We start from the raw sequence: 21,083 nt of genomic DNA, 5'->3' as shown, positions 1-21,083 counted from the left end.
CAAGCACAGCTCTGGCGCGGGACAGGGCGATGCTGCGGCGAGGAATATGATCGCACGAAACTAAACATGTACCCAACTGGCGCAGAATGAGACGGCGACGGCGCATCGTAAGCGTAAAGCCAGCGCCGTCTTTACCCCGACTGTCCCTGCCAGCATGATTTGAGGTTGAGACACAAATTGGTTGTGTCCACAAACTCGATTATGGACACAATAATCCAACCAGTCGCAAGACCCTCAAAACGTGGCAACTACCGGCGCCACACCGATGAATTCAAGCGGGCCGTCGTTGCCCAGTCGCTGCAGGAAAATGCATCCGTTTCGCGCATCGCCCGCCAGCACAACGTCAACGCCAATCAGGTATTCGCCTGGCGCAAACTGTTCGGTGAGCAGCCGCAGGAATCGGGCAGCACGGTGTGCGCGCTGTTGCCGGTAACGGTGGCAGCACCTGACGTGGCACAGCCCGTGGCCGAGCAGGTACCCGCGTCCGTCGGTGTCATCGACCAGACGGTCGGCAAAACGCGGTTGCGGCTAGAGGGCGCCGTCGAAGCGACCACACTGGCCCTGGTGTTGCAGCGGCTGCTGCCATGATCGCCCTGCCAGTCCACACCCGGATCTGGATCGCCGCCGGCATCACCGACATGCGCTGCGGCTTCAACGGCATGGCCGCCAAGGTCGAGACGGCGCTGGATTTACACTTACGGCGCAACGGGAGCTAAGCGAAGTTGAACGCGCGCCAATGCTGGCCGTGGATGGCGTTACGGATGGCGATCGCGGCACGCTGTTCCCCCCAGCTGATCCAGTCCTTCGGCGAGTTGTCGTTCTACAGCCTGGGCCAGGCTTGCCGCACCGTTACCGCTCGCCCAGCACAGCTTTCCGCTTTCACCCACCGCCGCCTTGACGCAGAACCACGCCTGGTGCGTTGCGCAGCGCCACGCAAATACGAACCAGTCTGCATTACGCGCCAACTGTTTCAGTTCGGTCGTACACACCGTATCGCTGTTCAGGTCAACGCGCAGTTGCGGATAACTGCGTAGCAGTAACAATCTCGCGCGCTCGGCGACCGCCGCATCAAGCGTATAAATTGCCACCCTGCCCGTGACCGGAATCGCCTCCGTGACCGAAACGTCCTCAGCGGCCACCGCATTGAACTCGACCGGCATTCCGGCGTCCGCGCCGATTTGCTTCACCACCTCGCGCTGTAATGCGCTTAGGCGCCGGCTGAACTGTTGCGCCAAGTCGATCACTGCGCTGAGAAAGCGCAACCGCGCCTCGGGCGATGCGGCTCCAGATGTCCAGAGTTGGTCGGCCATCTCGAGTGCCCAGTCGATAGCTTGCAGCGACCGCACGCTTTTCAAAATCGCATCTAGTTCGTGAACCATGTTTTCGTACAGCGCCACGGTCACATTGCACTCCAGGACGCACGCAGCAGCGCGTTTTACGAGCGTCAGCTCGTCCTCCGCGAACACCTCACGCACCCGAAGGGTGGCCATCAGCGCCAAATAGACCGGCACCAAGCGCGTATCCGGCAACGGCATGCGCTCGATGAACAGACGGTACCACAACGGGAACACCTGCTCAAACACTTCGGGCTCGATCAGCGACAGCGTTTCGATGATGCCCGCCGCGGTATTGCCGCAGCCCACCTCGGCCAGCAGTTCAGCCGGGTCCCACGCCGCGGCGCCTTCACGCCACCGCTCCACATACCCTTGCGCGGTCTCGCCTTCATGCTTTAGCCAATCAAGTCGCTGCACGCTTGAAGCGCGTGCCGCTGGCGCCGCCGCGGTCTCGGCTACCAACGCCAACACCAACTCATGCATGCGGGGCGTGCGCTCTACCACCGCATCTTGCAGTTCTTGCGGCGCTTGGACCAACACACCAAGCAACGACCGAGCCAACTCCGCATTACCGATCTCGCGTGCGCAGCGCAGCATCGCACACAGGCTCTCCAGTGTCGGCGCGAGCGAACCGTACAACTCGTACGCCCGGTCAAAGTCCTCCCTTTCCAGCGCCGTACGTGCGGCCAGCAGCGGATCGGGCGTCGCTAGCTTCCCACATCGAGCACGCACAGCCTTTTCGATCTCGGGTGGAAACGCGCCTGCCGGCAGTTGGTCCAACAAGCCAAGGCAATGCTGCGGGTCAGGCGCGGGGAGCGATAGTTCCCGGCAAACGAATCCTTTGAGGACCGCCGGACGGGACGACTGGCGCCGCGTACGGAACAGCGTCGAGTACGGCTGGAAAAGGCGATCCTGGAATGCCTCGATCAGCAAGTCGAGCGAACCGGATTCCTCCACCCGATGAAGCCTGGCCTGATAGAGCGCTTCAAAAATATCGCTGTATGTTTCAGGCGGGAGCTTAAGTTCGAGCAGGCTGGGAAGCAACGGGTAGTCGACAATTTTGTCCCAGTAGCCGAGCGCTGCGTAGAAGCGCAGCTTTAGAAAGTGTCGGTTTTCCGTGCTGAGGTCGCGTGCGGACAGCGCCGTCAGGTATTCCTGAGCAGTGCTCTCGTTCCCCGCCAGCAGCGCGACATCGAAGCGTGAACGTAACTGGCTGAATGTAGTCACCGCCTGTGCTGTAATGCTCGGCCGGGCCGACAGCAGCGACAAGTAATGCCCGATCTGCCGGCAGGCCTTTGCGTCATCCCGCGCAGGCACCGGGAGCTTAAGCACCCTGCAGTCGAAATACAAAGCGAGTGCGTACTCGATCGTATCGTTCGCGTCCAGCACCGCGCGTCCTAACGGAAAATGCGCATAGGTCGGCCCGATGAAGGCCCGCATTTCGTCATACAAGGCGCGCATCTGGATCTCGCTGTGCGCGCACATGTACCAGCATAGCCCTTCCGGGCCGCCGCGCTGGACAGGCAGAAGCAAAGGCCAGTCCCGTCTGCCAAGAAGGAAGTGCCGGATGCCGAGTCGAGCCGCCACTACCGGCGCCGGGGCGGCGTCGGTACCGTCGTAGAACAGCTGATTTGGCGCCGAGAAGACGCTGTCGATCAAGGCAGTCTGTTGGATATTGCTAGAAGTCATCAGAAAACCGCCAGATAACTGTCGAAATGAACGTGGGCGTCTGCGATCGCCTTGCCGTCGAAAATGACCGACACTTGCTCATCATTGAAACTGACACCGTTTTCGGTCAGATTCATCGACCCCTTCAGCAAGACCTGCCGGCCGAACAAGAGTCCTTTCGTGTGCAGCTCCGCGAGTTGACGTACCGTGCGGCGCGCGTCATCGGCGCATCCGGCGTCAAGCATCGCCTCCTCGAGAAGGCCCAGGAAGCGCTGGTTGTGCGGATCCGGCCGTACAACGACATGGATCCGCGTACCCCCCGCCGCCAGGTTTGCCAGCACCTCCGCCAGTCGGACTTCGCGCTTGCCCCAGCCCGGATTGAGCGTGTCGAACGTGCCTTCGCGGTTGTCGATGATGACGATGTTGCTGATCCAAGGCTCAACCAGGAATAATTCGTCGCTGGGCATGATTAATTCCCGCGCGAACAGCGCGGTCAGCACGTCCCTGACGGCATGCTGCGCCGTGGTCGCGCTCTTGTAAATATGGCGGTCGTTCATCTACATCGCTTCCCGTAATTCGAATTGCAACTCGTACACTGCGCCTCGACGACGCACGCCGCTCAGGCGGGGGTAGAGATTTAGGTATTCCAACTGGACCGGCTCGGAGACCGACCAAGCGAACAACTCTTGCAGTCTAACACGCTGCTGCATCGGCACCTCTAACACCGCCCTGCCCCGCTGCGCGAGCCGTTCGCTCGCCTGCGCCTGCCAATCCGCCGCCATGGCATCGATGGGTGGTTCCGGTACCGTCGCCCACGGCGCCAGCAGCAGGCGTTCGGTGGCGGGGTGGCCCTGCACGAAGCGGTTCGGCAGTTGCAGGCCGGCCGAGCGCAGTTGGTTCCCGCGCGCCCACAACAAGCCGTATAGGACGTTGAAGCGCCAATCGCGCCCTACCGACGCAGGCAGGCTAAATCCCGCGCGGCCCAGTTCCTGCTCAATCCGCACGTCGTCGCTGTACATGGTCGCGATGACTCGGGCGTCGATCTCGATGCCGAGCACGTCTTCGACACGGTCCCACTTCTCCAGCAACTCATTCAATAGTTGGTCGAACCCGCGCGGCATGTCACGCCGCAGGATGCGCGAACTCAACGCCGAAGCAAAGCCGTGGAACAGCGAAATTCCGCGTTCGACCAGCGCGCGCCGAAGCGCCAGAAATGCTTCGTCAGTCGCCTGCACGGTCGGCGCCGAGCGAACCGCGGTTACCTGCGCGGCTAGTTCGTCATCAGCTTCAGGACCGCCAAGACGGCGGACGACGTCACGCAACTGCGTGTCAATCACTTCGAACTCGGACGACGCCAACGCCGACTCCACAAGCCTGAAGAAGCGCTCGGGCTGGTCGGCGTAGCTCGTGTAGAACTGTTCCATCAAGCCGTTACCGCCGGGATTGATCTCGCTAACCCAGATTTCCTGCGTCTCGCGCAAGCTTCCATCCTGACGCACCCCCGGGTCGATGTCGACCACCAGTTGGTCAGACGCCACCTCGGGACAGAATTGCTGGATAGCCTCGAGCACGCCAGCCGCAAGCGTCTGGCGCAACGTCGCTTCCAACCAAGCGTCCCAAGTACCGTCGATCGGCGCCACCAAAACCTGCGCGGTGCGGGCCAACGCAGCGAGCACCGCCGCATTGCCGAGGTCTTCGCTCAACTCCCGCCGCAGACGATCCGGACTTTCCCCATCCGTGGGCAGTGGCGACTGGAACGTGGCAGCGAGCACCTGCTCGAACGCGGCGCCATGTTGTCCGTCGCTGACGGCCGCAATCGCGTCGGCCAGTGGGACCGCCCGGTCGACCGCGAGTAGCGTCACGGTCGACACGAAAATCTGCGCTAGCCATTCGCGACGGAAGACGTTGGCAGTGCAGGAGGTCAGCGTCTGCCCGTGGCGGGCTTCCCACAAATAGCGGACCTGGCGCAGCGCACGCCCCGTTGCGCCGGCGGTCCAGTCCAGTTGTGCCGACAGCGACGCCGGAACGCTCAGCTTGAAGACGACCGCGTCGCATTCGAGTTCAAAGCCGACGCCGCACGGTTCTCCATCGGCCTCGAAGTGCCACAGCGCGCCACATGATTCGTTGGCATTGGCCCGCTTGATGCGCAGGTCCGCGCGCGATGCCAGGGCGTAGCGGCGCACCGTCGCCGGCGATTGCAGGGCGTGCGTATGAAACGCAACCTGTGCGACCAGTCGAGCCAGTCCGACCCCGGCCGGAGGCGTAAAGATGGTGCCGTCATTCTCGGCGAACATCTGCGACACCCACTTCAGTTGGGCATTCGAGGTGTCGCCGACCCCTTCCGTCACGGGCCGCAAAAACATCGCATAGGGCCGGAAACTGCGCCGACGCTCCACCGCACTGCCGTTCCAAAATAAGATTTCCGGCAACGGCTCTAGGTTGTACCAGGAGCGCACGTCGACCAATTGCTCGGTCACCGTATCTGCGGCCAGTTGGAGCACGCTAGCATCGTCGGGAGCAAGCCACAGCGCCAAGTCGAACCGGCGCGACACCTTGCCAGGTGCCAACTCACTTAGCGCCTGCAACACCGGCAGACGGCGACCTTCGCCGCCCTCTTCGTTTCCTGGCACCACCAGCACCACTTCCGGCAGGCTCAGGTCGCTAAACAGCGTGGCCGGGATGAATTCTGGCAACGGCGCCCCGCTCACATAGTCCTTGCCGCCGCTGGTCGAACGCCAGTTCGAAGCGATACGGCGCAAGGCGGTCGGCACCGCGCCCAGAAACACCGGGCGCGGATGGTTCCACAACAAGGGCTGGACCTGCGCCTCGCTCAGCCGCATGCTGCGCCTCAGGAATTGCACAAAATCGGCCTGGCGTGCCTTGTTGGTCAATAAGAGCGAAAGCAAACGGGTGAGTTCAGTGCTGCGCACCCGGTGTTCCAGGTAATTTTTTCCTTCCCAACTACCCGGCCCGAACGCGCGCTTGGCCACCGCCTGGACTTGCGACACCAGTGTTTTGTAGGACTCTGCCGTCAGGGGAAACCGCGCGTCCTTGATCAATGGCGCCAATTCGGGCTTGACCTCTTTAAATGTAAGAGCGTCTTTCGCTTCGAACGGGCGTCCTAGATCACGCCACACCGTACCCGTCGGCCAGCCCATTTGCATCTCACGCCCCAGGTAGTCGATCAAACTGTACACCGCCTGCATCCGCATCACGTAGCGGTTGCTGAGCGGGAGGCGGCGGCTGGGCAATTCGGGGTCAAAGAACTGCTCGTATGCCTGGTACGCCATACGGTCCCGGCCATAGTCGGACAGTACCATGAGGGTCCACGGACGCATGTGCCGCGTCCGACCCGCGCGCCCCTTGCGCTGAAGGAATTGGGCGATATCGCGCGGCGCCTTATGCTGCAGCACGACACCGACATGCGGATCGTCGTATCCGACCTCTAGCGCGGCGGTCGCAATCACCAGTTCGCTGCGCGCGCTCACGCCCTGGTCGTACGCCGTCGTCCGCGACACGATGTGGCGCGTGCTCAACTGATGGCCGAGCGCCAAGGGCAAGCGCCAATCCTGGCCGCCGATGTAGCGGCTGCGACTGGTGCGCGCCTGGCGCAGGTGAGCCAGACCGCCCTCGCGCGCCCCTGCCTTCGGCTTGCCGCTAAGCGTCATTCCCTCCGCATCCACCAGGTCTAGGAACAGGCGGTTGGTTGAATCCATCTGGTCTGTGAAGGCGAAGGTGCGCCATCCGTAGAACGGATTGTCGGCCACCTTCGGGCGCGGGTCGAGGAGGCGCGATGCCAGCATCAACGCCTGGATCGACGTTGACAGCAAGGCCGAGCGCGATACCGGGTCGCCGCGCAGCGCCAGCAGGTATTCGGCCCCTTCAACCTGCATCTCGTCCGGTTGTGGGCTGATTTCCTCGACAGCATCTTCTGCGAGTCCGGTGAGAGCGGCGAAAAACGCCGCACCTTCCGACAGCGTTGCCGACAATCCGACGAAACTTGCACGAAACCGCGTTAGCGCCGACCAGCGGCGTAACAAATAAGCCACTTGCGCGCCATAGCTGCCGGCGTAGATGTGTACTTCGTCCAGGAGCGCCATGCGTGGCGGAAACGGCGCTCGGGGCCCGATGCCGAACAAATGGCGCAAGTCTGAGTTCGACAGGTTCTGGTTGAGCATTTCAGCCGAGGTGAACAGCACGTCGGGCGGTGCCTTCGCCATCTCATCGCGCGTGAGCAGGATTTCGTCCGATCCTGCGGTTTCGCCGCAGGTGGCGCAGGTCAGGCGGGATTTTCTTATATCAACGTCGGCGTCGGAAATATGCAGGTCGCCCTCGCAGCCCGAACGTGTGCAGCGCATGAAAGGACAAACGTAACCATGGCGAGTGCGCTTCCATTTCCTTTTGCCGTTGCGAATGGCATTGAACGTGGTCGGCGTATCGCCGAACAACACACCCACTGTCAATTTACGCACGCCGTGGCTGGTCAAATAGGCGTCGAACTTGCGGGCCTGTTCATACACCTCGGCGAACTGATCCTTCAGCAACTCGTTGCGTGGGTAGATCGCCAGGATCCGCGTTCCCGCGACTGGAGAGCGCTGCACGTCGGCCGCGGCGGCGCTCAGGCCAGGCAGGTAAAACGCCAGGGTCTTGCCGCTGCCGGTGCCCGCGGCCACCATCGTTCCTTGCTGGACGCCCTGTTCAAACCCACGCAACACGCGCTTGGTCGCCTCGACCTGGAAACGGGCGAGGCGCCAGTCGCTCGCCTGTTCGCCAAGTCGGTGCGAGAGCGCGTCATGCACCTCCTTCGACAGGCCCTCATCGGCAAATTCGGCCAGCGCCTGCGCGACCTCAATATCGCGCTTCGGATACTTGCGGCGGCGCCACAGCAGACGGTAGTCCGCCACCAAGGTGGGAGCGCTCGCCCACATTTCACCTTCGGCATGTTTTGGGAACAACTGGCGCAAACGGGCGAACAAACGCACACCTTCCGCCATCCGACTGCGGTAGCCAATGTCGAATGGCGCTTCGAACAGCAGGCCATGGTCGCGCATGCGCTGGATCACACCATCCTCGTCGAACAACGTGCATTCGTCCTTGCGCATCAAGGCGGATACGTCGCCCGTATTGAGCACGCGCGCAACGATGCCGCGCAACTCGTCGAAACTGAGCGCTGCGTCGACCAGGCCCCACACGAGCACTTTCGCCTCATGCTTTTCGATCTCGTCGAGCACAGCCTCGAGGATCGCAAAATCGCTGTTCCAGGTCATCAGATGCTTTTCACCACAAAGTTAGCGGATTGTCCTTCATTGTCGAGCCACTCGCGCACCTCTGCCGTGAGCAAGTTGAGCGGCGCCCCCTGTCCCAAATCGATGGCAGTAAAAAACGCGCGCACCGCATCGGGCAACTGGTCATAATTAAACCGCAGCATCACCACCCTGAGTTCTTCGGCCAGCGTGCGCAGCAGCAGCACGTCGTCGGCGCTGGCCGGCGCCGCCTGCATACCGAGCCGATCATAAGGGACGAACGAGGCGCGATAGAGCGCTGCTGCGTCGCGGTTACCCGGCCGGCTCAGCGGCAGCGATGCCTCAATCTCGGTCGGGCGACGGAACGGCCCCGCGTCGCGGATCAACTGACCCCAGCCGTTACGCACCGACTCGGCCAGCACCTCGGTGGTCTTGTTGACGCACTTCTCCAATTTGCCCCAGGCGCCTCCTTCGGTCAGCCCCTCATTGTCGGCGCCACTGGTCAGGGCCGCGTCGGCACGGCCGATCAGGCCGCGCACCAGCGCCAGTTGCTTGCCATGCTCAGCCAAGCCAACGCTCTTGAGTCCCATCCAGTCGAGTTGCTCGACCGTCCGCCCCAAGCCCAACCACATGTCCCGCCATTCCCTGCGACGGTGATCGAGCGCCCGCGCATCGGCCTGGCGGCGCTGACGTTCGCGCAAGACCTCGATACGCTCGACTAAGTGTTGTGCCTGATCCTTGAGGTTCATGCCTCATCTCCCGCAAGAATTTCTGCTGCTGCCCGCAATTCATCCTGAAACGCTGCGCGCACGTCCTCAGGCACGCCGACGCATGCCGCCTCGGCGCCACGCAGGTTCCTCTCAATGACTGCCAGCACCTCCGCCAAGCGGCGCACCTGCTTCACTGTCCGAAGCAGGAATGCCACATCGACCCGCCCGAGCGTACGCAATTTCTCCTCCGCTCCTGATTCCTCGGCCGTTCCGAGTGCTGCGCGCGCACTGTCGAGCAAATCGGTCAAGGCGCTTTTGCCGAGTGCATCGAGCAAGGCGTTGCATTCGACGGGGCGCAGGTCGGACGGAAAGGTCCCGCTTGCTTGGGCCGCGCCGAAGGCTTGCCTCAGCATGTCGAGCCAGGCTTGCTTGTCGAACTCCGCCCCGAGGGCATCGGAAAGATACTTGCCGCCGCGGGCGACTACGGCGCGGTACAAATCAGTCAACCGGTCGAACCCGGCGGCCAGATCCGAGACGTGCTCATTGGCCTCCTTCGACAAGGCGTTGCGTAGTGCCTCTTCATCCGGTGGTGCGGCGCGCGCGGCGACCAGTTGGACGTAGTCGATCGCAAGCGGCTTGCTGCCGGTAAGCCCCTGGAAGCAGGCCGCATCCTGTAACACGGCCTCCTGCAGTTGGGCGCGCATGCCGCGGGCGCGCGACAGCGCCTTGCCGAGCGTCGGAGCACGATCGTTGCTGTCGGTTGCGGCAAATTGCTCCTCGTCGAATTCGGTCTCCAATGGGACGAAAATCTTTTCGAACGCGGCAGGGAACGACTTCACCGCGCCAATGCCGAGTAGCAGATTGTGGCGGTAGGTCAAGTGCAGCGCCGCAGACAGGCGCCCGCGCGCCTGGCTTGCGAAGTAGTCGGCCACCTGTGGCGAAAACTCGTCGAGCAGCCTCTGCGCGACAGCGTAATCTTCTTCGGCTCGCGGATAGTCCCAGTTCCCGTCGCGCCCCCATCGCTCAAGGCCAATCAGTGCTTTGCGCAGCCATCCCGGAACATCGCCGCTCTCCTCTGCAAGGCGAAACCACGGCGCCACGTTGGGGTTGTTGTGACCGACGAAGGGCAGCCAGATCAGGGACGCCATCTTTTTGATTGCCGCGGCATTCAGGTCGAGCCGACGGCCAACCGCAGTCGCGAGCAGAGAGCGCATGGCGCGCGACGAGCCCTGCGAGAGTGGCGACCGCGCGCCCCACCGCTCGACCTCCGATTCGAAGATGCTGGCGGTACGGGCCGCGCCGGGGTCTGGTGGCAGCGGCGGTAACATCGGTTCGTTCTTCCCGGGCTCTGTTTCGAACACCGTGGCAGCACCAGTCTTGCCAGCCGCCGCAGCAGCCTTCTTCTGCGGCGGCGGCACCGTGGCGCCGGAAAACGGATACGGCAGCCCGAACGCCTCGAACACGGCGCTCGGCACCACCGGGCCCCCTGACAGGCTGCCAGGGTTTCCGCACCAATGAATCAGCACGGGCTTCAGGCGCGCTCGGAGCGCGGGATTGTGCTGCACATTGTCCAGGTCGGTTTCCGCACCGGAAAGAAGGATGCCTCCCTTGAACCCGGGCTGTGGAAACTGCTGTTGCGCGAAACAGTCACGCTGGTCCAAGGTTGCGCGCAGCACATAGTTGATGAAGGCACGCGGGTTGAACTTCACCTTGCCGTCGGCCCGCAACTCGAGTTCGCATAGTGACCGCAGCGCCGCTTCGTTAAACGGAAACAGATAGTGGCCCGAAGCGCTTCTGCCGAACGCGCGGAGGCGTTCCTCGTCGTTGGCGTCGATATCTTCCGCGGCGAACGCCTTGACCCAGCCGTACAGGCCAGCGAGCGACTGATCGCCCCGGCTTTCGAACTGACGCCGAATCTCGTCTTGTCCCCAGCGCGCGGCGTTCAGGTAGCGTCCGGCCATCGAGACAAGCCGTTCCATCAACGCGTCCGTGGTGCCATAGTCGCTCGCAATGATCCACTCGCCTTTGGCCCGGGTAAGAATGGTGTCGCGCTGCGGCAGGAAGCCATCGGTCACGGCCAGCGCCGTGCGGATCGGCGCGCGCACCCGCTTTCCACCCTCATCGCTTTCGGCGATAATCAGGCTGAGCAAAGGCCCTTGAATCCCGGACAGCGCAGCGAAGTCCTCGATCAACAGAACCAGTTCCTTTTTCTCCTTCAATAACTGGGTCCGGATCGCTCCCACCAGATCTTCGATCGTGAGGCCGCCGAGCGCCTGTTCGAAACGAAACACCATACGCAGCGCTTCGTCGATCACGATGCTCAGGACGTCCACTGCCAGCGCGCGCATCGCGCCGTCGTGGTCGCACAAGCGCTCATAATACTCGCGCGCGTTGTGCGTCGCACCGCTGTAATTGGCGCCGTCGGGCCATACCAGATCGGCAACCTCGAACTGCGGGGAGGCCGCTGACTCCCCGGCGCCCGCCACCGCCCGGCCGACGATGCGTGACAGCGCACGGTGCAGCATGCCGTCGCGAAACACCCGATCGCCCAACAAACCCTGTAGGCTTTCAGCGTGGAAAACCTTTTCCGCAAACGACCGGTCGCCACTACGCAGCGCCGCATGCCATTCGGCGTATTTACGTTTCAATTGCAACTCCAGTTCGGTGGCAAGCCGCACCGGCGCTTCCTCGAGCGAGATCGACTCGATCGCCGTGGCCAATTTGGTGCGCAATGTATCGTATTCGCCGCCGCGCAGCGGCTTGAGGATCAACTCGACTACATTACGCAAACTCGCCGTCTTCGGCACCAAAATCACGACCAGGTCGTCACGCCGTTCGTGCCGCGCCAACTGCGCGCTCAGCCAGCGCACCATGTGCGACTTGCCCACGCCAGACGGTCCAGTCAACGACACGATTACCGCGCTGCCATTGCCGCTGTCGGCCAGCAGCGCGTCGAGAAGGTCCTGCTCGGTCTTGTCTTCGACGCCGGCCCCGTTGACACTACGCTTGTTGATGCGCACCGGTTCGTGCACCGCCAGCAGCACCGCCTCATCGATCGTCTCGGCTTCGGTGCGAATGCACTGGTCCACTTTGGCCGCATCCGGCCAGTAATTGAGCAAGCTCATTTCGACTCCTCAGGCCGCCAGAGATGGGTAAAGCGAAGGTCCGGACGTGGGCCGTCGCGCCCGGTGAGTGTCAAGCCTTCGCCCACCGCATCCGACAGCGAATCCCAAGCCAGGTCACCGCTGGCGCGCAGCCCCAGCAACGCACGCGACAAGGAACTGGACACCTGGCCTGGACCGGGCACGAATAGCATGGTCCGGTCCAACTCCTGCTCGACCGCATTCCGATATACGCCACCGTCCAAGACGGGCAGCACCTCTCCAAGGTGTGCGAGGAACTGGCTCGTCGGCATCTTCTCGCCCGGGAGCATCCAGTCGCGGATCGAATCGCGCACCGCGATCGTGGGATCGATGTCCTCGGCGCTGCCCTGGCGCACGAAGCCGAGGAAGTGCGACCATTTTTTCAGGCCGTTGATACGCGTGTCGTTCTGTACCAGGCGCAGTTCGGCGTTGACGACCTGCGCGTTCTCGAGTATTTCGAGCTGCGAAAAGGTCGTGCGGTACACGTCCTGCGCCAGCAGCAGGCATAGCGAACGCGTCAGGTCGGCCGACTTGGCGCTTTCCTTTGCCCACAAGTTGGTATTGTTGGCCGGCGCCAGCGCGCAGGCGCGGGCCGCGCGCCGTACCGTGGAGGTAAGCTCGTCCTGGGTGATCTTTCCTTCCGGCCAGTAATCGGGCGACAAGGAAATGCTGCCGTCCTCGCGCAGCAACAGTCCAAGCTCGACCCATCGGTTCAAGGTCTGGCGGACCATTTTTCCCTGCTCATGAACGATCGCGGCCGGCGCAGTCTTCTGCAGCAACTCGCTTTCCAACACCTTTACCTTTTCGAGCACCAGCGTGCCGCACAATGCGACCAGCACATTGTGCAGGCCATCGTTAGTTGTGTTCAGTAAGCTCATCCAATTAACCTGGCAATAAATTCTTCATGGTTGATGTGCGGGCGGGTGTCAAGCAACCGCCGCTGGGCATTATAAGGGTCGGGTAACGTGGCCGGCATCAGAATCACCTGCAGCGCGCATTCGCTCGACCAGAGCTTATCGGGAAAAGGTTGTGCGAGATCGAGCACCACGACCCGCACCTCGCCCGCCGCCCCCCGCAACACCTGCGCGCTGTTCGCGCCAACCTTGTCGATGAACACCGGACGGCCCGCGCGTTGCCACAGGAAAGCACGGACCCGGTCCGCCAATCGATCATCGCTGCGCTCGGGAAGTAGAACGGAGTGCACAGGCAGCGCGTCGAGCAACAATTCAATGACCTTCGCCGGCGCTTGCGCTGCAAACTGGTCGGGCGGAAACCCGACGAACGTCGTGTTTCCGCCCCATACGGGCCAACGTTGGCACCAGTTTCCGATATCGGGGGGAGCCATGCCGTGCAAGCGATGCACAATCGGCGGGGAGAGGCTCGCAGCCTGATGCCGGGTAGTCCAGTCCCTGGGGCAACCGGAACACTCGGCGGCCACGCTAACCGTGGCGCCTGGCAGATTTAGCGAATAGATTTCGCTCAGCACCGCCGAAATTTCCTCTTTTCCGCGCGCGACGTTCAACATCAATTCAAGACCGCGCCCGGAAGAACCGAATGCTTGGGTACGAGCGCGGTCGAGCGCCGGGCTGAACACCGCTAGCTGACGGTGGCCGGGATTGACGATACGTACTGCCGCGCGCCGCAGTTGCGCGACGACGCTGGTTACGTCGCCCCCCGGCACGCCGGAGTCGATCGCGACCAACTCTATCAGGCCGGCTCTCGCCATCAGTGTCAACGTACGCAGATTCCATCCCAGGTTAGCTTTCGAGTCCTGCATAAGGTGTGGTGGCCGCAAGCGCAAATCGACCCAATGCAACGCCGGGTCATCCGGATCCGGGACCGCACTGGCCAGCAGAATGAGCCAGCGCTCCAGCCCGCCCTCGTTGCTAATGAACGTGGGTGACGAAATCCCCGCGGCAATAGGGAGGTCTGCCGGCTCGAATACCAACAGGCTGGCGCACGCTTTGCCATCCCGGCCGCCCCGCCCTACCTCCTGGTAAAAGCGATCCAGCGATTCGGGCAAAGTCGCGTGAATCACCGCCCGCACATCATTCTTGTCGACGCCCAGGCCAAACGCAGAGGTGGCGACTACGCCGTCGAGCTCGTTCTTGTCCCACGCCGTCAGTACCCGCGCACGTTCCGAGTCTTTGGTGTCGCCATGGAAGATTCCGAGGCGACCATAGCCGTGCGTCTTCAATTCGCGCGACCACCATTCGGCCTGTCCTGGCTCCGTCACGTACAGGATGAAGGGACGCGGCGCCGCATGCACCGCTTCAATAATGTGTGCCCGCTGTTCGGCGAGGTTTGCCACTTCAAGCAGTCCATAGCGAGGCTCTGGACGCAAATGGACCGCGGCGACCATGTAGGTGTCCTGCGGCGGTCCAAACAAATGCTGGAGTACCTTCACCGTCGTAGCCGTGAGCGTCGCCGAGGCCAGCACCACGCGCACGGCCTGGCGTTCGCTCAACCTGCGCATTGTCTGTATCAGCGCCGGCAACAACTGAAACGCCGGACGGAAACCATCTCCCCACCCGACGACCAAGTGCGCCTCATCGACGACGACTGTACGCACATAACCTCGGCGCGCGGCCTGTTCGAGGACGCCGCGCAAGGAACCGGTAACGCTCTCGGGCGACGTAAACAGGATCCTCTGAGCCCCATCGGCAATCGCGCGGCGGATTGCCAATTTGTCCGCAGCGCTCACGGCACCGTAGTAGGCCAACCGAGTGTGGTCGCCGCCAGGATCGACATTGCGCAGCATCTGCACCATCCGGCGCATCTGGTCCATTGCTAGTGCCACCGTCGGGACGACCACAATAGTCATTTTGCCGACACCGCCTTCGACCAGCGCCGCGGCCTGTCCCAACAAGCTTTTTCCGGAACCTGTCGGTAAATTCGCCAACAACGTCTTCCCCGGCGGCAGTAGGAACATCGCCCGCAACGCTTCGCGTTGACCAGCGTTCAAGTATTGCCCGAGTTGACTTGCCCTGGCGAGAAATGGGTCCATCGGCACCCGCTCTACCGCCGGCGACGGCACTTCGGAAAACGCGTCATCGAACAGGTCGGCGCTGTCTCCGAGCCATGCCAAGCGCGGGGCGCTGGTGCTCAGTTGAACGAACGCTCCCGTTTCCCAGGCCTCGAACCCGGCCGCATGCCACTGTCTGGCTGAAGGCCAACCGGTTGCCAGGGGCACGCTGAGGCTGCCCTTTTCTTCGCGGCCGCGGAACAACAACGCCTGGCGCACCAGCGGCATCAGATCGGCCGAGCAGTTCGCGCCCCCCTCCAACATCGTATGCAACACCTGGCGCAAGCGAGTCAGGGTGCCGTTGCTGGCGGGACCGTCCGGGATCGGCTGTCCGGGCCATCCGCCGCACACCTGCTGCAGCGCAGGGAAATCGAATGGCGCGGTCATAGCAGCGAACCGAACGGATTGGTATTCGCCAAGAACACCGCCCCGATGGCATCCAATCCGACCGAAGGATGGCGCACCGCCGACTCCAATTTTGCGTCGAACGCTTGCTGACGGACGTATTCCTTCTGCTCCGCTTCCAAGGCGGCGCCCTGCAGGCGCGCGATCCGCGCTTCCGTTTGGCCGCGCTTCAGACGATGCAGGTCGAGCATGCGCGCGAGCGCATCCTTGATATGTTGGTGGAAAAACGGCAGTTGGCGCAACTGTTCCTCGGCCACCTCGCGCGCTTTAGTGCACAACTGCGACCAGTGTTCGGCGCCATACAACTCCTGCTGCGCCAGTCGCTCCCAGCGTGCCGGATCGAGGTTGAAGTCACGTCCGGCGTCGTCCTCCGTCCATTTGCGGTAGGGTTCGAGCAATTCCGCGCGAGGTTCGGCGATCAGACGCAACTGGTCATCGAGCCAAATCTGGACAAATTGCGGAACCATGACTCCATCGACGATACGGCGCAGCGCGCGCGGCGCAACCCCATTCGACTCGGCGCTGTCTTTCTCGAGGTTCGCTTCGACGATGAAATCGAAGCGGAAGCACAAGTCGCTTCCGCCGTGGTTATCCACCGTTGCACGCGGCCGGTAACGCCACATTGCAAACACGCGGCCGCGATCGTCGCGTTCCACGAAGCGGGTCAACCCGTCGACCATGCCCGAGCCGTAACGGAGCAGGCGCAAGCGCTTGCTCCTGCCCTCGCCGGTTAGTACGGTCGGCCTGCGGTAGGTGTACGCATACGAAGTGGGCGAGCGGGCGCTGAAAGCGGCATCCTCATGGTCCATCTCGCCAAAGAAGCACTCCATGAACTGCGGCAGCGTGACGAGTGTTTCGCGCGACTGGTCATAGGCATATGCGACACGGAACACGTGGTCGTGTGCCACGAGTCGAGACGCAAATGGCGCCTTTCGCTTCTGAAACTGCAGCGTTTGAAACAGGATCGCGTCGACCTTGTCACCGAACGACTGCCATTCATCATCGACCTCCTCCAGGCGTGCAAAATGTGCAGCGCTCGCGTCGATCGTTAGCGCATCCAGGGAGTCCTGCTGATCGATCCGCCGCAGTTCGCGCTGAACGAGCCCTTGGTCTCCCCGCAACCCGGCCGTCAACTTGGTGATGAAAGCTTCGCCTTGATCGAGCCATCCTTGAGGCAGCGTGCGCAGCATGTCGTCGATGACGTACTGTAGGGTGGCGATCGACTGCGAAAACACACCAAAGCCTGATTGCAGGGCATCGAGCCACGCGTGCTCGAGTAGGTTATCGTCGCAAAGCAAGGAAAACGATTCGATGTCATCGCCGGCACCGTAGCGGTCAACGCGGCCCAACCGCTGTTCAATCACGTTGGGCGACACAGCAACATCGAAATTGACGACCACTTTGCGTCCGCCATGTAAATTCAAGCCTTCTTCGGCCTGGAAGTCGCACACCAGAATCCGGCACTCATCGTCGGATAAGAAACGCCGCCACTCCGCAACCTCATCACCTTCGTCGCCACACTCGGGCCGGTGACGCGCCGCCGCTTTGCCAAACTCGCGTGCAAGGCGTGCGTACACCCGGTCTGCTACCGCCGCGCAACCGCAGAAGACAACCACCTCACATCGATCGCGGAGCAACTCATTCACACCCCGCCCCAGTCGTTCAAGGCGGCGCTGTTCGACTGCCACCTGCTCGCGCGCGCGCTCAAGCTCCCCAAGCGCTGGCGACAGATCCTGATCGAGACACTGCAACTGCGGAACGAGTTTTGCCCAGCAGTCCTGATCAAGTGGATTAAGCACGGCATGCAGCAAATTATGTAGGGACGCCCCGTCATTGCGTGCATTGCTGTTACCAACTCCGAGGCGCATCGTTTCCACAGCATTCGCGAAACGTGCGGTCGCTCCGCACTCGTAGCGCCACACCTGCAGACCTAAGCGTCGCGGCGTAATCCAGGACGGCACCGAACTGCGGCGGTTGCGCACGATACGGCGGTGCAGGCGATAGGTTTCGGAAAGGTGATTCCGCAACGCCGCGAGCGCCGCGAGAAAATCCTCGTCGGACTTGTCCGGGTACCGATCCAGTATTTCACGTAGTTGGTTCAGATGGGTCGCCAGCAAGGCGTCCCTTGGGAAAGCGGCCTCAAGGCGACCCAGATACCGATCCAATATGAACATGTTACCTGGCGTTAGCGCCGCGACGGTTTCTGCGACTTCCTGGCGGCCAGCGATACGCTGCCGAAATCCCTCCAGATCATCTAGCGGAAACGTCACTGGATCGAGCAGGTGCACCATGCGCAGGAACCCGGCCTCGTCCACCAGCGCGGGCGTGGCAGACAGTAATAGCAAGCGCGCGACCCGCGGTGCGTTCGCGGTAAGGATTTCGTAAAGCGCCACCATATCACCTTCAGCTCGCGACAGATGATGGGCCTCGTCGATCACCAGCATACCGACCGTACCGATGACTTTGCGGATGGATGCGATGTCGTCGATCGCGATTACCGACAGCATGTCGGCATCCAGGTCGCGGCCGAGGGCGAACCTTTCTCGCAACTCTTGGCGCCACTGTTCGACGAGTGCGGGCGGCACGATCACAAGGACGCGCGCCGTAGCGGGTTCGTCGATAAAATACTGACGAACGAGTATCCCGGCCTCGATTGTCTTACCTAAGCCCACCTCGTCAGCTAGCAGGTAACGTTGAATGGGATCCTGCAGCACGCGCCGGACCACGTCGAATTGGTAGCTGTTGAGTTCAATCTGGGAGGACAGCAAAGCGCCCATGCCTAGCGAAGCGATGCGTTGCGTGGTCACAGCTTGGACGAATGCGCTTCGCGCGTCGGCCAATAGTGGCGTGCCGGTAATCCTATGGGAGAGAAGACTGGTGGGATCCGCAATCGGCGCGGACCAGCGGACGAAAAGACAGTCTATTTTGATATTAGCGGGCGCCGAGTTCGGAAGTTTTACAAGGATGGCGTCGCCGTTGGAATGCAAAACCCGACCGACCCGCCAAGTTCGGCCATCCCCGGAACTCACGAAAACGCGGGTTTGGGGCGGCAGCTCAATTGAGCGTACCGCCGACTGATCGACCCACTGCGTCATACATTCCCGGTTTGGCAAATCGAAATACTGCAACTGGACCTTTTGCCCACGCTGTTGTACTACCTTGGCCGTACCGAGCGCAGACAACTCGCCATCGGCCACCTTAACGAACCCCATGCCCACTCCTGACACTACTATGAAACTTCTGCCGATCGCCAAACTCTGCTTGCGAAATTCCAACAATTATAGCAATTCGAGTTGCAGAAAGTTAATCTTTTGGGAAATTTTTGATTAATGGATAGTGGCCGCAGCGCGTCGGTTTTGATACAGGCAGTGCTTCAGGCTATAATGACACGATTAGTAACCGGCCAACAATCTGCGGCATCTGTTTCGTACTTCTTTCTGATTGGATCCATCATGCCCTCACCAGTTTGGCCCAACGCTTGTGCAACTGAAGACGACGTTCGCCAGCTCGCTCAGCGGATGTGTCGGGTGTCTGAAGCGCTGCATCGCAGGTTACGGCTAGCGAATGAGGGCGAATGGCAAAGCGACTCAACCGCGGTCTACGCGCTTCTAACTGAAGAGTACGCTCTGCGTGCCCGCTCGAACATTTTGATGATCGAAGGGAAGCGGTTTGCCCGCCCCGATTTCCCAGCTACCCAAGAAGACCTGCTCACGGTCTTGGACGATGTCGAAGCCGCGCTCGGAACTACGTGGTCCCCGCAAGCCCTCACTGATTTGTTGGTTGCGCTAATGCTTTTTGCTAACTCCATCGCCTCGCGCAACAACGAAATCATTTCTTTGTTGCTAAATAGTTTGAAGCAACAGATAGTCGAGCACGCTCGGAAAAACTGAGTTCGATACAGGCCGTCGAGTCGCGAAACGTGGGCCGGCGTCTCGGGTGCGAGCGACTCCTTTCGTTCAACATCGTGCAGGAGATATTCCAGCAGCTTCTGAAATGGCGAAGTCTTCATAAGCGCGAAGTTGCTCAGGATCCGTTCGATCCCGCTGAGTTAAGGCCGGGGAAGATCGCATCCCTGTGTGTGACAAGTACGGCCGGAGTTGAGCGTGAACAGGAGAACGCGTTGCCGGAAGCCTCATTCAGCAACGGCCGGTTACTGAATGCCCCTATGAATCGCCACGAGTCTTCTAGACACTCGCGAGCCGTTCAAAATGCCTTCGCTCAAACTCTACTGGCGAAAGCCTGTCATTGAATCCGTGACGGCGCTTGGGATTGTAGAACATCTCAATGTGGTCGAAGATATCCTGCCTGGCGTCACCCCTGGTTGTATAGGTCTTGCGCTTGATGCGCTCAGGCTTCAGCAGTTGAAAGAAGCTTTCAGCGACAGCATTGTCGTGACAGTTTCCACGTCGGCTCATGCTTGCCTCCAGCCGATGCGCAGTCAAGAGATCGCGCCAGTCCTTGCTGGTGAACTGCGAACCCTGATCCGAATGAACCATCACAGGATCGACCTGCTTGCGTCGCCAAACCGCCATCAGCAGCGCGTTCATCGCCAGTTCCGTATCAATCCATGAACTCATCGATCAGTCGACGACCTGACGCGAAAACAGGTCAAGTACCACTGCCAGGTACAGCCAGCCTCATGAGTCCTAATGTAGGTGATGTCCGTCACCCAGACCCGATTTGGCTCAAGCACGTCAAATTGCCGCTGCAGATGATTCGGTGCCACTACCGATGGCGCGCTGCCGCCTTTCCATTTGCGCTTGCCGTAACCGGTCTGCGAGCGCAGGCCCGCTGAGCGCATGATGCGGTGAACGCGATTGATACCGCATCGCTCTCCCAGATCGCGCAGATCGTCGGAGACCTTGCGGTAACCGTAGACCGCGCCGCCTTCCAGCCATGACTGCTTAATGTGACCGAGCAGGCGCTGGTCTTCCTTGGCCCGCTTGCTTTCAGGTTGAAGGCACCACACATAAAAACCGCTGGGATGAACTCCCATCATGTTGCACAAGCGCCGCACCGGAAATTCGTCCTGTACTTTCTGAATGAAGGCGCACCTTACCCGGACGCCTTGGCAAAGTACTCCGCGGCCTTTTTCAAGATGTCACACTCCTCGGTAACACGCTTCAATTCGGCCTTCAGTCGCCGTATCTCGTCAGACTGGGCGTCCTGAGCTTTGCGCTCGACTTCGGGCACACCGTACCGCTTTGTCCACGCATAGATGCTGTGGATACTGACACCAAGCCGTTCAGCGACCTCGGCCGCTGGGTGTCCGCGATCAATCACCTGCTTGATCGCAGCGACCTTAAATTCTTCCGTGTAACGCTTACCACTCATGATTTCTCCTTTGCCTAAATTATGGCTCAGGAGTGTCTACAATGGTCGTGGCGATTCAGTCTGGGAATCTGACCATACCATATAGACCTACAGTTAATTTTACTAAACTAGGCCAACATAGTAAAATAACTGTAGTAGATTTGTTGCGAAAGCTTGCCTACACTAACCCTTAACTACCAAACCGATCACCTTCACCTGCTCCATGCGCGTCCTCATAATTG

11 protein-coding genes and 1 pseudogene are annotated in these 21,083 nt (G+C 61.2%); 3 read left to right on the top strand and 9 right to left on the bottom strand.

Annotated features, from left to right (window positions below; genetic code table 11):
* The first annotated feature begins 201 nt into the window (after positions 1 to 201).
* Together tnpA and tnpB are read left to right on the top strand one after the other, a co-directional pair.
* Positions 202 to 588 carry an IS66-like element accessory protein TnpA gene (gene tnpA / locus AC1Q6X_RS23185; RefSeq protein WP_492498529.1) on the top strand — a complete coding sequence of 129 codons (387 nt, stop codon included), beginning with the start codon at positions 202 to 204 and terminating at the stop codon, positions 586 to 588.
* The gene (tnpB, locus tag AC1Q6X_RS23180) at positions 585 to 716 is read left to right on the top strand and encodes an IS66 family insertion sequence element accessory protein TnpB (RefSeq protein WP_492498528.1); all 132 of its coding nucleotides are present in this window, start codon (positions 585 to 587) and stop codon (positions 714 to 716) included. The genes tnpA and tnpB overlap by 4 nt, the downstream gene beginning before the upstream one ends.
* Positions 717 to 755: 39 nt before the next feature.
* Here tnpB and dpdD read toward each other — a convergent pair whose 3' ends face one another.
* Genes dpdD through dpdE form a run of 8 tightly spaced genes read right to left on the bottom strand, consistent with a single transcriptional unit; the run spans position 756 to position 18,740 of the window.
* Positions 756 to 2,993: a protein DpdD gene (gene dpdD / locus AC1Q6X_RS23175; protein WP_492498527.1), complete on the bottom strand. Its 2,238-nt coding sequence runs from the start codon at positions 2,991 to 2,993 to the stop codon at positions 756 to 758.
* A 29-nt stretch (positions 2,994 to 3,022) separates the two neighbouring features.
* On the bottom strand, positions 3,023 to 3,559 hold the full coding sequence (gene dpdK / locus AC1Q6X_RS23170; RefSeq protein ID WP_492498526.1) for a phospholipase D-like domain-containing protein DpdK: 537 nt from the start codon (positions 3,557 to 3,559) through the stop codon (positions 3,023 to 3,025).
* Positions 3,560 to 8,269, bottom strand: a complete 4,710-nt coding sequence (gene dpdJ / locus AC1Q6X_RS23165) for a protein DpdJ (protein ID WP_492498525.1) — start codon at positions 8,267 to 8,269, stop codon at positions 3,560 to 3,562.
* Entirely contained in the window at positions 8,269 to 8,994 is a 726-nt protein-coding gene (locus AC1Q6X_RS23160) for a hypothetical protein (RefSeq protein WP_492498524.1), read from the bottom strand. The genes dpdJ and AC1Q6X_RS23160 overlap by 1 nt, the downstream gene beginning before the upstream one ends.
* The gene (gene dpdH, locus AC1Q6X_RS23155) at positions 8,991 to 12,080 is read right to left on the bottom strand and encodes a protein DpdH (protein ID WP_492498523.1); all 3,090 of its coding nucleotides are present in this window, start codon (positions 12,078 to 12,080) and stop codon (positions 8,991 to 8,993) included. Before dpdH ends, AC1Q6X_RS23160 begins: the two co-directional genes overlap by 4 nt.
* A complete protein-coding gene (gene dpdG, locus AC1Q6X_RS23150; RefSeq protein ID WP_492498522.1) occupies positions 12,077 to 12,976 on the bottom strand; it encodes a protein DpdG in 900 nt (299 codons plus the stop codon). The genes dpdH and dpdG overlap by 4 nt, the downstream gene beginning before the upstream one ends.
* Positions 12,973 to 15,510, bottom strand: a complete 2,538-nt coding sequence (gene dpdF, locus AC1Q6X_RS23145; protein WP_492498521.1) for a protein DpdF — start codon at positions 15,508 to 15,510, stop codon at positions 12,973 to 12,975. Before dpdF ends, dpdG begins: the two co-directional genes overlap by 4 nt.
* Positions 15,507 to 18,740, bottom strand: coding sequence for a protein DpdE (gene dpdE, locus AC1Q6X_RS23140; RefSeq protein ID WP_492498520.1), 3,234 nt, complete (start codon positions 18,738 to 18,740; stop codon positions 15,507 to 15,509). The genes dpdF and dpdE overlap by 4 nt, the downstream gene beginning before the upstream one ends.
* A gap of 171 nt (positions 18,741 to 18,911) precedes the next feature.
* Here dpdE and AC1Q6X_RS23135 point away from each other — a divergent pair, with 171 nt between their 5' ends.
* A complete protein-coding gene (locus AC1Q6X_RS23135; RefSeq protein ID WP_492498519.1) occupies positions 18,912 to 19,418 on the top strand; it encodes a hypothetical protein in 507 nt (168 codons plus the stop codon).
* A 294-nt stretch (positions 19,419 to 19,712) separates the two neighbouring features.
* Here the strand turns inward: AC1Q6X_RS23135 and AC1Q6X_RS23130 are convergent.
* Positions 19,713 to 20,862, bottom strand: a pseudogene (locus AC1Q6X_RS23130) (IS3 family transposase).
* Between the last annotated feature and the right edge of the window lie 221 nt (positions 20,863 to 21,083).

The sequence above is a fragment of the Janthinobacterium sp. GW823-FHT06H09 genome (assembly GCF_058794735.1).
This window is presented reverse-complemented; position numbering and strand designations above follow the sequence as displayed.